At 73.5% G+C, this 14,292-nt stretch carries 12 protein-coding genes; 9 read left to right on the top strand and 3 right to left on the bottom strand.

Annotated features, from left to right (window positions below; all coding sequences use genetic code 11):
- Positions 1 to 59 precede the first annotated feature (59 nt).
- Complete coding sequence (locus H297_RS0104300; RefSeq protein WP_027736041.1) at positions 60 to 1,880, top strand: GMC family oxidoreductase; 1,821 nt, start codon at positions 60 to 62, stop codon at positions 1,878 to 1,880.
- 607 nt (positions 1,881 to 2,487) lie between these two features.
- Here H297_RS0104300 and H297_RS41140 read toward each other — a convergent pair.
- The gene (locus H297_RS41140) at positions 2,488 to 2,853 is read right to left on the bottom strand and encodes a chorismate mutase (protein ID WP_078513715.1); all 366 of its coding nucleotides are present in this window, start codon (positions 2,851 to 2,853) and stop codon (positions 2,488 to 2,490) included.
- A 356-nt stretch (positions 2,854 to 3,209) separates the two neighbouring features.
- On the opposite strand from H297_RS41140, the gene guaA reads away from it, so the two are divergent.
- Positions 3,210 to 4,796: a glutamine-hydrolyzing GMP synthase gene (gene guaA / locus H297_RS0104285; protein ID WP_027736039.1), complete on the top strand. Its 1,587-nt coding sequence runs from the start codon at positions 3,210 to 3,212 to the stop codon at positions 4,794 to 4,796.
- Positions 4,797 to 4,892: 96 nt separating this feature from the next.
- The gene (locus H297_RS0104280) at positions 4,893 to 6,122 is read left to right on the top strand and encodes a hypothetical protein (protein WP_027736038.1); all 1,230 of its coding nucleotides are present in this window, start codon (positions 4,893 to 4,895) and stop codon (positions 6,120 to 6,122) included.
- 20 nt (positions 6,123 to 6,142) lie between these two features.
- Here H297_RS0104280 and H297_RS0104275 read toward each other — a convergent pair whose 3' ends face one another.
- Positions 6,143 to 7,324, bottom strand: coding sequence for a hypothetical protein (locus H297_RS0104275; RefSeq protein WP_037792895.1), 1,182 nt, complete (start codon positions 7,322 to 7,324; stop codon positions 6,143 to 6,145).
- 26 nt (positions 7,325 to 7,350) lie between these two features.
- Positions 7,351 to 7,911: a TetR/AcrR family transcriptional regulator gene (locus H297_RS0104270; RefSeq protein WP_051351473.1), complete on the bottom strand. Its 561-nt coding sequence runs from the start codon at positions 7,909 to 7,911 to the stop codon at positions 7,351 to 7,353.
- Positions 7,912 to 8,167: 256 nt separating this feature from the next.
- Here H297_RS0104270 and H297_RS34415 point away from each other — a divergent pair, with 256 nt between their 5' ends.
- The 6 genes from H297_RS34415 to H297_RS34405 all read left to right on the top strand — a co-directional run bounded on the left by H297_RS34415 (position 8,168) and on the right by H297_RS34405 (position 14,172).
- A complete protein-coding gene (locus H297_RS34415) occupies positions 8,168 to 9,712 on the top strand; it encodes a purine-cytosine permease family protein (protein WP_486589393.1) in 1,545 nt (514 codons plus the stop codon).
- Positions 9,713 to 9,744: 32 nt separating this feature from the next.
- A complete protein-coding gene (locus H297_RS0104260; protein ID WP_027736035.1) occupies positions 9,745 to 11,454 on the top strand; it encodes an amidohydrolase in 1,710 nt (569 codons plus the stop codon).
- 24 nt (positions 11,455 to 11,478) lie between these two features.
- Positions 11,479 to 12,198, top strand: a complete 720-nt coding sequence (locus H297_RS34410; protein ID WP_051351472.1) for a zinc-binding dehydrogenase — start codon at positions 11,479 to 11,481, stop codon at positions 12,196 to 12,198.
- 89 nt (positions 12,199 to 12,287) lie between these two features.
- Positions 12,288 to 12,572, top strand: a complete 285-nt coding sequence (locus H297_RS0104250; protein ID WP_027736034.1) for a helix-turn-helix transcriptional regulator — start codon at positions 12,288 to 12,290, stop codon at positions 12,570 to 12,572.
- A complete protein-coding gene (locus H297_RS0104245; protein ID WP_027736033.1) occupies positions 12,569 to 13,129 on the top strand; it encodes a hypothetical protein in 561 nt (186 codons plus the stop codon). The genes H297_RS0104250 and H297_RS0104245 overlap by 4 nt, the downstream gene beginning before the upstream one ends.
- A 119-nt stretch (positions 13,130 to 13,248) precedes the next feature.
- Positions 13,249 to 14,172, top strand: a complete 924-nt coding sequence (locus H297_RS34405; protein ID WP_037792588.1) for a polysaccharide deacetylase family protein — start codon at positions 13,249 to 13,251, stop codon at positions 14,170 to 14,172.
- The last annotated feature ends 120 nt before the right edge of the window (positions 14,173 to 14,292 follow it).

The raw sequence follows: 14,292 nt of genomic DNA, 5'->3' as shown, positions 1-14,292 counted from the left end.
ACCCGGCCCACCGTCTCCACCGCACCGTCCGCACCGTCACCGCAGAACCGGAGGTACTCGTGTCCCTACCCGACGCTGCCCGAAAGCAGGCGGACGCAGACCCGTTCGACTACGACGTGCTGATCGTCGGCTCCGGTTTCGGTGGCTCCGTCTCGGCGCTCCGGCTGTCCGAGAAGGGGTACCGGGTCTGCGTCCTGGAGGCCGGCCGGCGGTTCACCCGGGAGGAACTGCCCAAGAACTCCTGGGACCTGAAGAACTTCCTGTGGGCGCCGTCCCTGGGCCTGTACGGGATCCAGCGCATCCACCTGCTGGCGAATGTCATGATCCTGGCAGGCGCGGGGGTGGGGGGCGGCTCCCTCAACTACGCCAACACCCTCTACGTACCGCCGAAACAGTTCTTCGAGGACTCCCAGTGGGGCCACATCACCGACTGGCAGGCCGAGCTGGCGCCCTACTACGACCAGGCCAAGCGCATGCTCGGCGTCCGTCTCAACCCCACCACCACGCCCTCCGACGTCCATCTGAAGGCCGCCGCCGCGCGCATGGGCTACGGCGAGACCTTCCACCTCGCTCCCGTCGGCGTCTTCTTCGGTGACGGCGAGGACGGCGACGGCACCGCCCGCACGGCGCCTGGCCGGGCGGTCCCCGACCCCTACTTCGGCGGTGCCGGGCCCGAGCGGACCGCCTGCGTCGAGTGCGGCGAGTGCATGACCGGCTGCCGCCGCGGCGCCAAGAACACCCTCAACGAGAACTACCTGCACCTCGCCGAACGGGCCGGAGCCGAGATCCGCCCCCTCTCCACCGTCGCCGGCCTCCGCGAGCGCACCCTGGGCAACGACGAGGACGGCTACGAGGTGGCCGTCCTCCGTACCGACAAGCGCCGCGCCACCCCGCGCGTCCTGCGGGCCCGCCATGTCGTGCTGGCCGCCGGCACGTACGGCACGCAGAAGCTGCTGCACCGCGTCAGGGACGCCGGCACCCTGCCACGGCTCTCCCCGAGGCTGGGCGAGCTGACCCGCACCAACTCCGAGGCGCTGGTGGGCGCCCAGACCGTTCCCCGCCGCTACCGCGCCAAGTGGGGCAAGGACGCCGAGCTGGACTTCACCAAGGGCGTGGCCATCACCTCGTCCGTCCACCCCGACGCCCACACCCACATCGAGCCCGTCCGCTACGGCAAGGGCTCCAACGCGATGAGCGCCCTGACCACCCTCCAGGTGCGGCAGCACACGGTGCTGCCCGGCGCCCTGGCCCACGTGCTGACCTGCCTGCGGCATCCCGCGCTGTTCGCCCGCTCGTTGTCGGCCCGCAAGTGGTCCGAGCGCATCATCATCGGGCTCGTCATGCAGACCCTCGACAACTCGCTGACCACCTACCGCAAGGACAAGGGCATCGGAAAGGGCATGCTCACCGCCCGGCAGGGGCACGGCGCCCCCAACCCGGTGCACATCCCCGAGGGGGCCGAGGCGGCGAGCGCCCTCGCACAGGAGATCAACGGTTTCGCCGGGACCAACGTCGGCGAGCTGATGGGCACTCCGCTCACCGCGCACTTCCTGGGCGGCTGCCCCATCGGGGAGACGGCCGAGCACGGCGTCGTCGACCCGTACCACCGGCTGCACGGGCACCCCGGGATCTCCGTCGTCGACGGGTCGGCCGTCTCCGCGAACCTCGGCGTCAACCCGTCGCTGACGATCACCGCGCAGGCCGAGCGCGCCATGGCGTTCTGGCCGAACAAGGGCGAGGACGATCCACGGCCCGCCCAGGACGCCGCCTACCGGCGCCTGGCCCCCGTCGCCCCGGTGGCGCCGGCCGTGCCCGAGAGCGCTTTCGGGGCGCTGAAGCTGCCGCTGCTGCCCGTGCCGGAGGTGCCGGCACGCGACTGAGGACGGAACGCGGGTCTGCCCGCACGTGACGAAGGGCCCCGTGGCGCCGGCCGGGTGGGTGGCGGCAGCCGCGGGGCCCTGTGATCAGCACCGGCGTCAGGGCAGCGCCCGTGCTGAGGCGCGGCGCCGGGGGGAAGCGCCGCCGGATTGGTCGAACCAATGGCAGCTCGCCGCCATGGATCCACCCGAGGTCTCGTCGGTGAAGGGAGCGTGCGGTCGACCCGCTCTCGCATGGTCCTGGATGCGGCTCGCCTTGCGCAACCGTTTCGACGAAGCGGATGCGCGGCCGGTGGTGGCGCGGGAAGATCCGCGGAGCGGCCGGCCCAGAGCGTCCCCGGGACCGGCCGCTGTCGTGACCGGGCTGCTGTCCCCTGCCGTCCGGTCACAGCACCGGAACGAGGTCCCACGACGCCCGGCGTCTCCCCTTCCGGGGAGGACGGACGTCTCATCGCTCCGGTGACGCCGCCCCGCTCGCCGCCGGGCGCCCGGCGGAGATCAGGGACACCGGGATCAACGAAGCCCCTCCTGGCCGGTCACGCGCCGTACGGGTGAGCAGCCCGCACCCGGCATGACCCGCCCGCCCTCCTTGCAGCGGCGCCCTGGTGCCCTAGTGGCCGCGGCACAGCCGGAGCAGTGTCATGGCCAGGTCGCGTCCCGCGCTGCCGAGCGTGCTGCTGTAGTGGTCGAGGATCTTCATCTCGCGGGCCAGGTGCACCCGGCGGCCGCCCGAGGTGACGCGGACCTGCTGGATCGTCTCCGAGACCTCCATCCGGTCCCGGATCAGCGCCACGATGCGGGCGTCCAGCGCGTCGATGCGGGCGCGTTCCGCGGCGATCACCGCCTCGGGGCTGTCCGGGACGGCGGGGGCAGCGGTGTGGGCGCGGGTACCGGTGTGCGTACCCGTACCGGTACCGGTGTGCGTGCCGGTGTCGGGGGCGGCGTCACCGGCGGTGGAAACAGTGCTCTGCTGCATGGGGCCAGCTCCTTGGCTCGCTCAGCCCGCGGACTGCGGCGGCCCGGGAGCCGACACACACCGACGCCCCGGGCCTGACCGGCCCGAGGCGCCTGGGGAATTCGTGTGTCGTCTCGCTCACACAGAACGTCGCCCATGGCAGCCGGCCGGGCCGGTGCCATAGGTAAACCAGAAGGTGTTCTGCGTCAGCACGCGGCCAGTATGTCACGCGGAGCGCGGCCGGTGGCACGGCCGGCGGCCGGGGCCGGTCGGCCGGACCCGCCCCAGGACCGGCCCCGACCGAGCGTCGTGGGCCCTTCGCGCGCATCGGTATCATCGGTGGTGGACCCCCTTCACCGCCGAAAGGCATCAGCTTCGTGGCTTCCAACCCGTCCGAGAGCAGCGCCCCGGACACCGTGCTCGTCGTCGACTTCGGCGCGCAGTATGCCCAGCTCATCGCGCGTCGGGTGCGCGAGGCACGGGTCTACAGCGAGATCGTGCCCTCGACCATGTCGGCCGCCGAGATGCTCGCCAAGAATCCGAAGGCGATCATTCTCTCCGGCGGTCCCTCCTCGGTGTACGCGGAGGGCGCCCCCTCTCTCGACCGCGAGGTCTTCGAGGCGGGTGTCCCGGTGCTGGGCATCTGCTACGGCTTCCAGTTGATGGCGACGACGCTGGGCGGCACCGTCGACAACACGGGCAGCCGGGAGTACGGCGCCACCCCGCTGAGCGTCATCAGGTCGGCGTCCACCCTGTTCGAGGGCACCCCGGACGAGCAGCAGGTGTGGATGTCGCACGGGGACGCCTGCTCGGCGGCGCCGGAGGGCTTCGCCGTCACAGCGTCGACGGACCTGGTGCCGGTCGCGGCGTTCGAGAACGACGAGCGGAAGCTGTACGGCGTCCAGCACCACTGCGAGGTGATGCACTCCACCTACGGCCAGCAGGTGCTGGAGCACTTCCTGTACCGGGGCGCGGGGCTGACCCCGTCGTGGACGACGGAGAGCATCGTCGACGAGCAGGTCGAGGCGATCCGCGCGCAGGTCGGCAGCAGGCGCGCGATCTGCGGGCTGTCCGGCGGTGTGGACTCGGCGGTCGCGGCGGCGCTCGTGCAGCGGGCCGTCGGCGAGCAGCTCACCTGCGTCTATGTCGACCACGGGCTGATGCGCAAGGGCGAGACCGAGCAGGTCGAGAAGGACTTCGTGGCGGCGACCGGCGTGCAGCTCAAGGTGGTGGAGGCCGCCGACCGCTTCCTGGACGCGCTGGCCGGGGTCGCCGACCCGGAGCAGAAGCGCAAGATCATCGGCCGGGAGTTCATTCGCGTCTTCGAGGCGGCGCAGGCCGAGATCGTCGCCGAGGCGCCGAGCGACGAGCCGGTCGCCTTCCTGGTGCAGGGCACGCTCTACCCGGACGTGGTGGAGTCGGGCGGCGGCACGGGCGCGGCCAACATCAAGTCGCACCACAACGTGGGCGGGCTCCCCGAGGACCTGGAATTCGAGCTGGTGGAGCCGCTGCGCAAGCTGTTCAAGGACGAGGTGCGGCAGGTCGGCCAGGAGCTGGGGCTGCCGGAGGAGATCGTCCAGCGGCAGCCGTTCCCCGGCCCGGGGCTGGGCATCCGCATCGTCGGCGCCGTGACCCGTGAGCGGCTGGACGTGCTGCGCGAGGCGGACGCCATCGCCCGCGAGGAGCTGACGGCGGCGGGCCTGGACCGCGAGATCTGGCAGTGCCCCGTGGTGCTGCTCGCGGACGTGCGCAGCGTCGGCGTCCAGGGCGACGCCCGCACCTACGGCCACCCCGTGGTGCTGCGCCCGGTCTCCTCCGAGGACGCGATGACCGCCGACTGGTCGCGGCTGCCCTACGACGTGCTGGCCCGGATCTCGACGCGGATCACCAACGAGGTCGCCGAGGTCAACCGCGTCACCCTCGACGTGACGAGCAAGCCCCCGGGGACGATCGAGTGGGAGTGAGCCCTCGCTGAGCGGCCCGGACCGCCGGGTGCCCCCACGCCGCTGCGCCGCGGTACGGGGGCACACGTGTGTTCGGGGCTGGGATACGGTTCCTCGGTGTCGGACGCGCAGGAGCCGGAGCGGCAGGACGAGAAGGAAGAGCCGGGGAAGTCGGGGCTCTTGGTCTACTCGGACCAGGAACGGGAGCGGTGGCGCATCCTGCGGGAGCAGAGCGACCGCCGACGGCGCCGCAGAAGGATCGTCACCTGGTGCGCCGTGGGCGCGGTGGTGCTCGGCCTGGCGGGGTGGGCGGCCACGCCGAGCGTGAAGGACATGATGATCACCTCCGGTGCCTGCGACGGTGCGCTTCCCGAGGGCAGCATGGACACCCTGCGCTCCGCCACCGGTGACCCCGGGGCGCATCTGACCGAGTCGAGAACGGACACCCGCGGCGAACTCGGCCGCTACTCCTGCGAGGTGCGCAGCGAGAGCGAGCGGGTCCTGGAGGTGGAGGTCTACAGCCGCCGCGACTCCGTCGACCGTGAGCTGGTCCGGCAGTTCGAGGACCACGGTGGGCACCCGGAGTCGGCGCTGCCGGAAGGGCTGCCCGGGTTCGAGGCCAGGCTGGCGGGCGTCATGCTGATGCCCCGGTGTCCTGGGCGGGGCAAGGACGCGGCGGGTCATCAGGGGCAGTTGCTCGTGGACGTCCTGGGCGGCAGCGCAGCGCAGCCGCACCATCTGCTCCGTGCCGGTGTCGCCGTCGCCAACGAAGCCGCCGAGAAGCTGGGTTGCCGGACGAAGCCGTTGCCCGTACCGGGCAAGGAGACGCGACCGAAGGCCGTGCGGCCCGCCGCCGCGGCGGGCACCTCCTGCGCGGCACTCGCCGACGGACCGCTCCAGGGCTCCGGCTGGAGTGCGGAACTGCGCATCCCGAACGGCCCGGCGCCGATGACCAGTTGCACGGTACGGCCCTCCGGCACCGACGGGAACGGCGACCCGCACGAGCCGGTACTGCGCCTGCACGGCTGGTACGGCGACTGGTCGCAGCGGATGATGCTCCGCGCGGCCGGAGTGCACAAGGCGGGCACGGACCGGGTGCGGACCCGCCCGTGGCTCACCGAGGACAACGGCTGGGCCATGGCCCGGTGCGACGGGCAGGCGGCCGGGTTCGAGATCGACGTGTCGCGGCCCGAGGGCCGGACGGCGTCTGCGGAGCACCGGACGGTGAGCCGCGGGCGGCTGAGTGGGAAGACGATGGGGGCGATGCTCGCGTCGTTCGCGAAGAAGGAGAGCGCCGAGCGGGGCTGCGACGCCCTGCGGCTGCCCGGGGCGGGCGGCCACCGGTAGGGCACCAGGGCCGGGGCGGGCTAGAGCAGGTTCAGGGCCTGTACGTACCGCGAGTCCATCTCCACCCGCAGCTTCTCGGCACGCCCCGCAGGGATGTCGCGTGCCTTCGCCCAGGCGTCGAACACCGCGAAGAGTTGCACCCTGCCGTCCATCAGCCGCGTCACGTCTCGCCTGCCGGTGCCCGCCCGGGCGTCGGGGCGGCGCTGGGACACGGTGGCCACGGAGGGGCGGGAGCGCACCTGGTGGCCGGCGGCGTGGTAGAGGCCCCGGGTGTGGTGCGCCACCGTACGGTCGAACCGGCCGAGGGAGGGCACGAGTTCGTCGGCCACGGCCCTCGTGCGGGAGGCCATGAGCTCGGCGACCACCGTGGCGCTGCGGTCGAGTTCCGTCTCGACGGACAGCTGGCTGTCCTCGGCCTTCTCGCCCGGCTCCTGCGGGGCGTCGGTGAGCCGTTCCAGGTAGTACGCGAAGCGGGCGCGTTCGGCGTCGTACAGGGTGGCGAACGCGCGGGGTGAGGCCGCTGCCCGCCGCACCACCTTCTGCGCACGGTCGTTTGCCGGGAAGACGACGTGGACGTCGTGGCCGCTCGGGAACGGGGTGGCCCAGTTCCCGCTGCCGTCCGCGTACTCGGCCTGCGCGTCGGTGACGGTCCGGCGGCCCTCCTCCTCGGGGGGCGGCGAGGAGGTCGCCGCGGATCCGGTGTCCTCGATGTAGGAGGCGAACATCCGGGCGAGGTACGGGCTCAGCCCGAGGGGGAAGTCGGGCCGGTAGTGCCGGGCGCCCTCGCCGAGCAGCAGCACCGCGGCGTGGGCGATGCGCGCCGAGCGCGCGGTGTGCGGGGCCGCGGGCTCGTCCTGGCGGTCGGCCGTGCGGCCGGTCGTGGCGGCGACGAGGGCGCGGCCTGCGAGTGCGGTGCCCTCGGGTCCCTCGCACAGCGGGGCGCCCGTGGTGCGCAGGAGCCGCCTGAGCGGGCCGGTTCCGGTGTGCGAGAAGGCCGTACCCGGATCCAAAGCCCTGGCCGCGCGTTCCGGGTCGCCTGCCAGGGCGCGGGCCGAGAAGGGGGCCTGGCGGCACTTACCGCCCTGCTCGCCGGGCAGCAGGACGGGCACCAGGACGGCGACCAGGGCCAGGAGGAGAACGCCGCCGAGCACGAGGTACCGGGCGCGCCGGGGGACGGCACGTATGCGGGCGAGGACAGGCACCGGGTGAGCGTACCCGGCGTGTTCGTTCAGGCGTGCGGTACCAGTCGGCCGGCGGCCGCCAGCGCGGCCGCGCGCGCCCATGCGGTGTCGGCGTCCTGTCGGGCCAGCAGCACACGGGTGCTCAACCCGTCGAGCAGCGCGAGGAGTTCGAAGGCGCGGGCCTCGATCTCCGCCTCCGGGACGGCGAACCGTCCCTGGGCGACGCCCTTGGCGATCAGTGTGGCCAGGTCCCGCTGCCAGTCGCGGTCGAGCGCGTCCTGGGCCTCCCGCAGCTCCGCGTTCTGGGCGGTGCGGGCCCACAGTTCGATCCACAGCGTCCAGCGCGGGTCGCGCGGTCCGCTGGGCAGGTAGAGGCCGACGAACAGTTCCAGCTTGCGGTGGGCGGTGACCCGTCGGGTCAGCAGCGCGGCGCGTTCCTCGGTCAGCAGGGACTCGCTCCAGCGCAGCGCTTCGGCGAGCAGCCGGTCCTTGCTGCCGAAGTAGTAGAGGATGTGGCCGCCGCTGGTCCCGAGCCGGCGGGCGAGGGCCGACATGGTGAGGGAGGCCAGGCCGCTCTCGGCGATCGCCGTCATCGCCTCCTGGAGCATCCGCTCCCGCGTGACCTGCCCGCCGTGCCGCCGCGCCGCGGCCCCGGCTCCTCGCCCCGCCTCTGCCACCCGTGTCACCTCTCGCCGCCCGCGGGCTCCCGGCTTCCTGTCTCCACCCGCTGTCCCGGCGAGCCTATGACAACGCCGGTGGTGCCGATCCGGCCAGGTGCCCGGGGGTATTGACGGCGGCCGGGTGCACGGTCCACCTTGAATGGCGTTCAAAAAATTAGAACGTCATTCAAGGTGGGGAGTCGGCGTGGCACCAGAGGCGGAGCACTCCGCGGATCAGGCCTTCCGCGTGGAGACCCACGGCATCGATCCGATCCCCGACGCCGAGCGGCACGGCAGCGCGCGGGACATCTTCTGGGTCTGGTTCGGCTCCAACCTCACCTTCACCTACGTCATCAACGGCGCCCTCGCCGTCCTCTACGGGCTCTCCTTCTGGCAGGCCACCGGCGTCGTCGTCCTCGGCGGGCTGACCTTCTTCGTGATCAGCGCGGCCGGCCTGTCCGGCGTCCGCACCGGCACGGCCACCCTGGTCGTCTCCCGCGCCCCCTTCGGCGTGCGCGGCAACCTGCCCGCCGGGGTGCTCAACTGGATCGTCAGCATCGGCTACACGATCATCAACACCGTCGTGGGCGCCCAGGCGCTGGAGGCCTTCTTCGCCGACCTCGGATGGCACGGCACGGCCGCGCGGGTGCTCGCGCTGCTGGTCACCCTGGCCCTGACGTTCTCCATCGCCACCTGGGGGCACGCCACCGTGCAGCTCGCCGAACGCTGGTGCGCCTACGTGCTGGCGGCCGGCTTCGCCGTCCTGCTCGTCCTGCTGCTGCCCGGCAGCGACTTCGCGGGCCACGGCGGCGCGGATGCGGGCCCGGGGGTCGCCGGGTGGAGCCTGGCGCTGGTCGTCACGTTCGCCGGGCCCTTCTCCTACCTGCCGATGCCCGCCGACTACACCCGCTACCTGCCGCACACCACCTCGCTGCGCTCTTTGACCTGGTGCGGCGCGCTGGGCGGGTTCGTCTCCTCCGTCGCGCTGGGCGTCGCCGGGGTCGCCGCCGCCACCCGCACCGACATGACCGACGCGGTCGCCGGCACGGAGAAGCTGCTGCCGGGCTGGTTCCAGACGCTGTTCCTCGTCCTGGTGCTCGGCGGCTCCGTCACCAACTCGATCCTCACCCTCTACTCCTCCAGCCTCAACCTGCAGGTGCTCGGCATCCCGTGGAGCCGGGCGAAGGCGCTGGTCATCAGCATCGTCGTGACGGCCGCCGGATCGATCGGCGCGCTCTTCCTCGCGGACTTCACCGCCTCGCTGACCAGCTTCCTCTCCCTCCTGATCATCGTGTTCGCGCCGTGGTCGGGCGTCTTCCTCGCCGACATGCTGCTGCGCCGCTGCCGGTACGACACCGGGGCGCTGCACGCCGGGCGCCAGGGCGGCTACTGGTACCGCGCCGGCTACCACCCGGCGGGGATGACCGCCCTGCTGGCCGGGCTCGTCTTCGCCGCGCTCACCTGCGACTCGGAGCTGTGGACCGGCCCGCTGGTGGCCCCGCTCGGCGGCGCCGACCTCACGATCCTCAGCGCGCTCGTCTCCGGGCTGGCGTACGCACTTCTCGCGCGCCCGGCCCGCCACGCCGGGTCCTCCCCGCACCGGCCCGCACCCGGAAGCGAGGAGCCCGCGCGCGGTTGTGTACCGGCCGCGCCGCCCGACCGTGCCCGGCCCGCACACGGTGCCGCACCGGCACCCGCCACCGCCCCCGTGTCCGGGCCCGCGCAGCCCCCCGACCACAGCCACAGCTGAGCAACGACAGCACCACCACTGGAGAACCCGCCATGACCAGCACCGCCCCCCAGCCCTCCCACGGCCCCGCCGACCTGGTCGTGCGCGGCGCGCGCCTGTACACCGTCGACCCCGCGCTGCCCGAGGCCGAGGCGCTGGCCGCGCGGGACGGGCGCCTCGTGTGGATCGGTGACGACGCCGGGGCCGCGGCGTGGACGGGGCCCGGCACGCAGGTGATCGACGCGGGCGGGCGCCTCGTGCTGCCCGGTTTCGTCGATGCCCACAACCACGTCCGCCTCGGCTCCGACGACGCCTGCGTGCAGTTGGCGGGGGTACGCACCCTGGAGGGCATCCACGAGGCGGTCCGCGCCTGGCTCGCGGCGCACCCGGACGCGGAGTGGGTCGAGGCGGAGGCGTTCGACTACTCCGCGATCCCCGGCGGCCGGATGCCGCGGGCCGCCGACCTGGACCCGGTGACCGGCGACCTCCCCGCCTTCGTGCTGAGCTACGACGTGCACACCGCCTGGCTCAACACGGCCGCGCTGCGCCGCCTGGGTGTCACCCGCGGGCGCACCAGCCTGCCGTTCGGCGAGGCCGAGGTCGATGCGGAGACCGGCGAACCCACCGGCTTCATCAAGGACTTCGCCGTCAAGGGCCTCTCCAGGGACGGGCACCGGGCGCTGCGCGAGCTGGGGCTGCCGTGGGCGTCGGCCGACCGCCAGTACGGCAGGCTGGCGCGCAGCCTGGACGACGCGATCCGGTTCGGCATCACCACCGTCGTCGAACCGCAGAACTCCCTCGACGACCTCGCCCTCTTCGACCGCGCCCGCCGTGCGGGGCGGCTGCGCTCCCGCCTGGTCGCCGCGCTCTTCCACCCGCGCGGCACCACCGAAGCCGACCTGGACGACTTCGCCGCCGCGATCGACCGGTACGCCGCCGAGGACGCCGAGGGCGGGGACGGCGCACACCTGCGCCTCGGCCCGCTGAAGCTCTACATCGACGATGTCGTCGAGCCCCGCACCGCCGCGCTGCTGCGCCCGTACGCGGGGTGCGCCCAGCACAGCGGCGACACCTTCTACCCGCCGGAGGAGTTCGCCGAGCTGCTCGCCGAGCTGGACGCACGGGGCTTCCAGTGCTTCGTGCACGCCACCGGCGACCGCGGTATCCGTACCGTGCTGGACGCCGTGGAGCACGCCCGTGCGGTCAACGGGCCGCGCGATGCGCGCCACCAGATCGTCCACGTCGAGTGCCTGGACCCGGCCGACGTCTCCCGGTTCGCCGAGCTGGGCGTGGTCGCCTGCATGCAACCCCGGCACTGCGCCCCGGAGATCGCGGGGCCCGGGCAGGACTGGGCCGAGAACGTGGGCCCGGAGCGGTGGGCCAAGGCGTGGCCGATGCGCAGCCTGCACACGGCGGGCGCGACGCTGGCCTTCTCCAGCGACTGGAACGTCGCGGAGATGGACCCCATGATCGGCATCTACACCGCTGTCACCCGCCGCCCGCTGACCGGCGGCGAGCCCTGGCAGCCCGCCGAGACGCTGGACGTGGCCACCGCGGTGCACGGCTACACCATGGGCTCGGCCTACGCCAACTTCCTGGAGGACGACCGGGGTTCGCTGACGGTCGGCAAGCGGGCCGACTTCGTGGTCCTCTCCCGCGACATCCTGCGCGCCGCGCCCGAGGACATCCCCGGCACGGTGGTGGAGCTGGCCGTCGTCGGCGGCGAGCAGGTCCACCGGGCGGACACCCCGGCGGCCGACTGAACCGGGCCGTGCCGGAGGGACCCGGTGACGGCGCCGGGCATCGCCGGGCCCGGCGCCACCCGTCTCGCCGTCGGAGACGAGGTGTTCGGCCGGACGGCCACCGGCGCGTACGCCACGCACGCGCCGGCCGACGCCGACAAGCTGGTGCACCGGCCGCCCACCCTGGGCCGGGCGGCGGCGGCCCTGACGACCGGCACCGAGACGGCCCTGCGCTGCTCCTCCCACCTGGCGCTGGAGCCCGGCGAGACGCTGCTCTGCCACGCGGCGGCCGGCGGGGTCGGCACGCCGGCTCTCCCGCTGGCGGCGGCGCGCGGTACCCGCGTACTCGGCACCGCGAGTGAGCACAACCACGCCTCTGTACGGCAGTTGGGAGCCGAACCCGTCCGCCGCAGGGAAGGGCTGGTGGAACGGGCGCGCGAGAGGGCGCCGCACGGGGTGGACGCGGCCATCGACGCCGCCAGGCGCGGCGGTGCGCTGGAGGCGTCGATCGCGCTGACGGGCGGCACGGAGCGGGTGGTGTCCCTCGTGTCGGGGTGCGGGGCCGAGCAGCACGGTGTCCACTTCTCGGGCGGCGGGGACTGGAGCTTCGCGGAGCCGCTCGCCGAGGCGACGGCCCTGGACCAGTCCGGGGCGGGGCTGCGGATGCCGGTGCACCGGATGTATCCGCTGGCGGAGGCGGCCGAGGCGATGCGGGAGAGCGAGCGCGGCCGTGTGCGGGGGAAGGTCGTGCTGGTCGTCGGCTGACGGCGGCGCAGCCGGTGCGGGCGGCGGCGGTGCCGACAGTGCGGCTGACGATGTTGTGCTCCTGCTCGTTGATGTAGTACTCCTTATACATGAGTGAGCAGGTGCACAACAGGCTGGCGGTCGTGCGGGCGGAACGGAGGGTCTCCCGGCAGGCGCTGGCCACCGCTGTGGGCGCGCACTACCAGACCATCGGCTACATCGAGCGCGGGCAGTACAACCCGAGCCTCGACATGGCACTGCGGATCGCCGCCTACTTCCGGCTCCCGGTGGAGGCCCTCTTCGCGCTGGAGCCGTTCAGCCCGCTCACCGACAAGCTGTACGGCCCGGCCACCGGATCCGGCACCGCCGACGACACGGGGAGGACACCGCGATGAGCACCGGCACCACCGCCACGCGCTACGACAAGTGGCTCTTCAAGACGATGAACGACTCCCGCACCAAGCGTTACCACGCCACCAGGCGGATGCGGCGCCGGATCGTCGTGGCGCACATCGCGGCGACAGCCGTGGGGGCGGCGGGCATGGCGGGCTCCTGCGCCGTGGCCTCCCCGTGGCCCCTGGCCGCCGTGCTGCTCGGACTGGTCGCCTGGATACCGCTGATGGGGCTGATCAACTCCATGAACCGCGGCATGCTGGAGCTGCGCCGGCACCTGCTGGACGAACGGCAGCTCGCGGAGCGCGGCACGGTGCACGTGAGGACCCACCGGATCGTCTCCGCGGTGATGACCGTCGCGGTGTGCGGCTTCTGGGGCGCCTGGGCCGGCGGGAGCACGCTCGACGGTCTCGTCGCGCCGCTGGCCGCCGCCGGGTTCGTCGTCCTGCTGCTGCACTGGATGCTGCCGCACTGGATCGCCGCCCTGCGGGTGCAGGACGAGCCCGAGGACGACGACGTCCGGCCGCGGGGAACGGGCGCGGACGCCCCGGCCCCGTGAGCTCCACGGCCGCTGTCGTGGCACGCCGCCCGCCCTCCCGGTGAGCCGTTCGGGGGGACTTGCCGCGCCCGGGCCGCCGGCTCGCCGGGGTAGGCGGGTGGCGGTGCTAGGCAAGATGCATGCGATCCGATTGTCATATCTTCACGCGAAGGGGTCTGCTGTGCACCGGCCTCGGCGTCGGCACCGCGGCACTGTCGGGCGCCGTCGCGGGAGCGTTCGCATACCACGACGCCGGGAAGAGCGGGCACGCCTCGGCGCCCGCACCGGACCACTCCGCGCCAGGCACCGCCCCCTCGGAGGCGCTCGCCGGCGGCGCGGGCTCCGGGACCCGGCCGGTGCGCCGCGCCCCCGGCCTGGAGGGCACCGGCGCCCCCGACAGCTACCGGCTGCGTCCGCTCGCCGGGGAGACGTCGATGGGCGCCCCCACCATGCATCCGCCCGTGCGTACGCAGGCCGAGATGACGCTGCCCGCAACCCCGGGGCGCCGCGTCGTCGCCCTCACCTTCGACGACGGCCCGCACCCCGTGCACACCCCGGCACTGCTGCGGGTGCTGAGGCGGCACGGCGTGCAGGCCACGTTCTTCGTCGTCGGCGAGAACGCCCAGGCGTTCCCCGACCTGCTGCACGACATCGCCGCCGACGGTCACGTCATCGGCAACCACTCCTGGCACCACCGCCAGTTGACGAGGCTGCGCCCCAAGGACATCGACGGCGAACTCTCCCGCACCAGCGAACTGGTCGACCGCGTCATCGGCGCCCCGCCCACCTGGTGCCGCGCCCCCTACGGGGACTGGCACGGTCCCTCGCTCAAGGTCTGCGCACGGCTCGGCATGGAACCCGTGGGCTGGTCCCTGGACACCCGCGACTGGTCCCGGCCCGGAACGGGCGCAATCGTCCGCTCCGTCCTGGACGACGTCGCCCCCGGCGCCATCATCCTGCAACACGACGGCGGCGGCCCCCGCCGGCAGACCGTCCAGGCCGTCGACCGCTACCTCCCCGTCCTGCGGGAAGCGGGCTACACGTGCGTACGGCCCGAGGCGTGACCCGCGGGCCGCGGGCTGCCGGAACGGGGCCGAGGGGCCGCGCCGGTCGGGGCGGCGGCACACGCAGGCCCCGCGGTATACCGCGGGGCCTTTTGGACGCCGTGCCGAGCAGTTGCCGTC

Source organism: Streptomyces sp. CNT360 (genome assembly GCF_000424785.1).
The sequence above is the reverse complement of the archived record's forward strand: the minus strand, read 5'-3'. Positions and strand labels throughout refer to the sequence as shown.

Excerpts from the sequence above, each read along its gene's own strand:
- H297_RS0104270 (WP_051351473.1), bottom strand. The coding sequence starts at position 7,911 with ATGCTCCAGGAGGCGATGACGGCGATCGCCGAGAGCGGCCTGGCCTCC.
- H297_RS34405 (WP_037792588.1), top strand. The coding sequence starts at position 13,249 with ATGCGATCCGATTGTCATATCTTCACGCGAAGGGGTCTGCTGTGCACC.
- H297_RS41140 (WP_078513715.1), bottom strand. The coding sequence starts at position 2,853 with ATGCAGCAGAGCACTGTTTCCACCGCCGGTGACGCCGCCCCCGACACC.
- H297_RS0104250 (WP_027736034.1), top strand. The coding sequence starts at position 12,288 with ATGAGTGAGCAGGTGCACAACAGGCTGGCGGTCGTGCGGGCGGAACGG.
- H297_RS0104245 (WP_027736033.1), top strand. The coding sequence starts at position 12,569 with ATGAGCACCGGCACCACCGCCACGCGCTACGACAAGTGGCTCTTCAAG.
- H297_RS0104260 (WP_027736035.1), top strand. The coding sequence starts at position 9,745 with ATGACCAGCACCGCCCCCCAGCCCTCCCACGGCCCCGCCGACCTGGTC.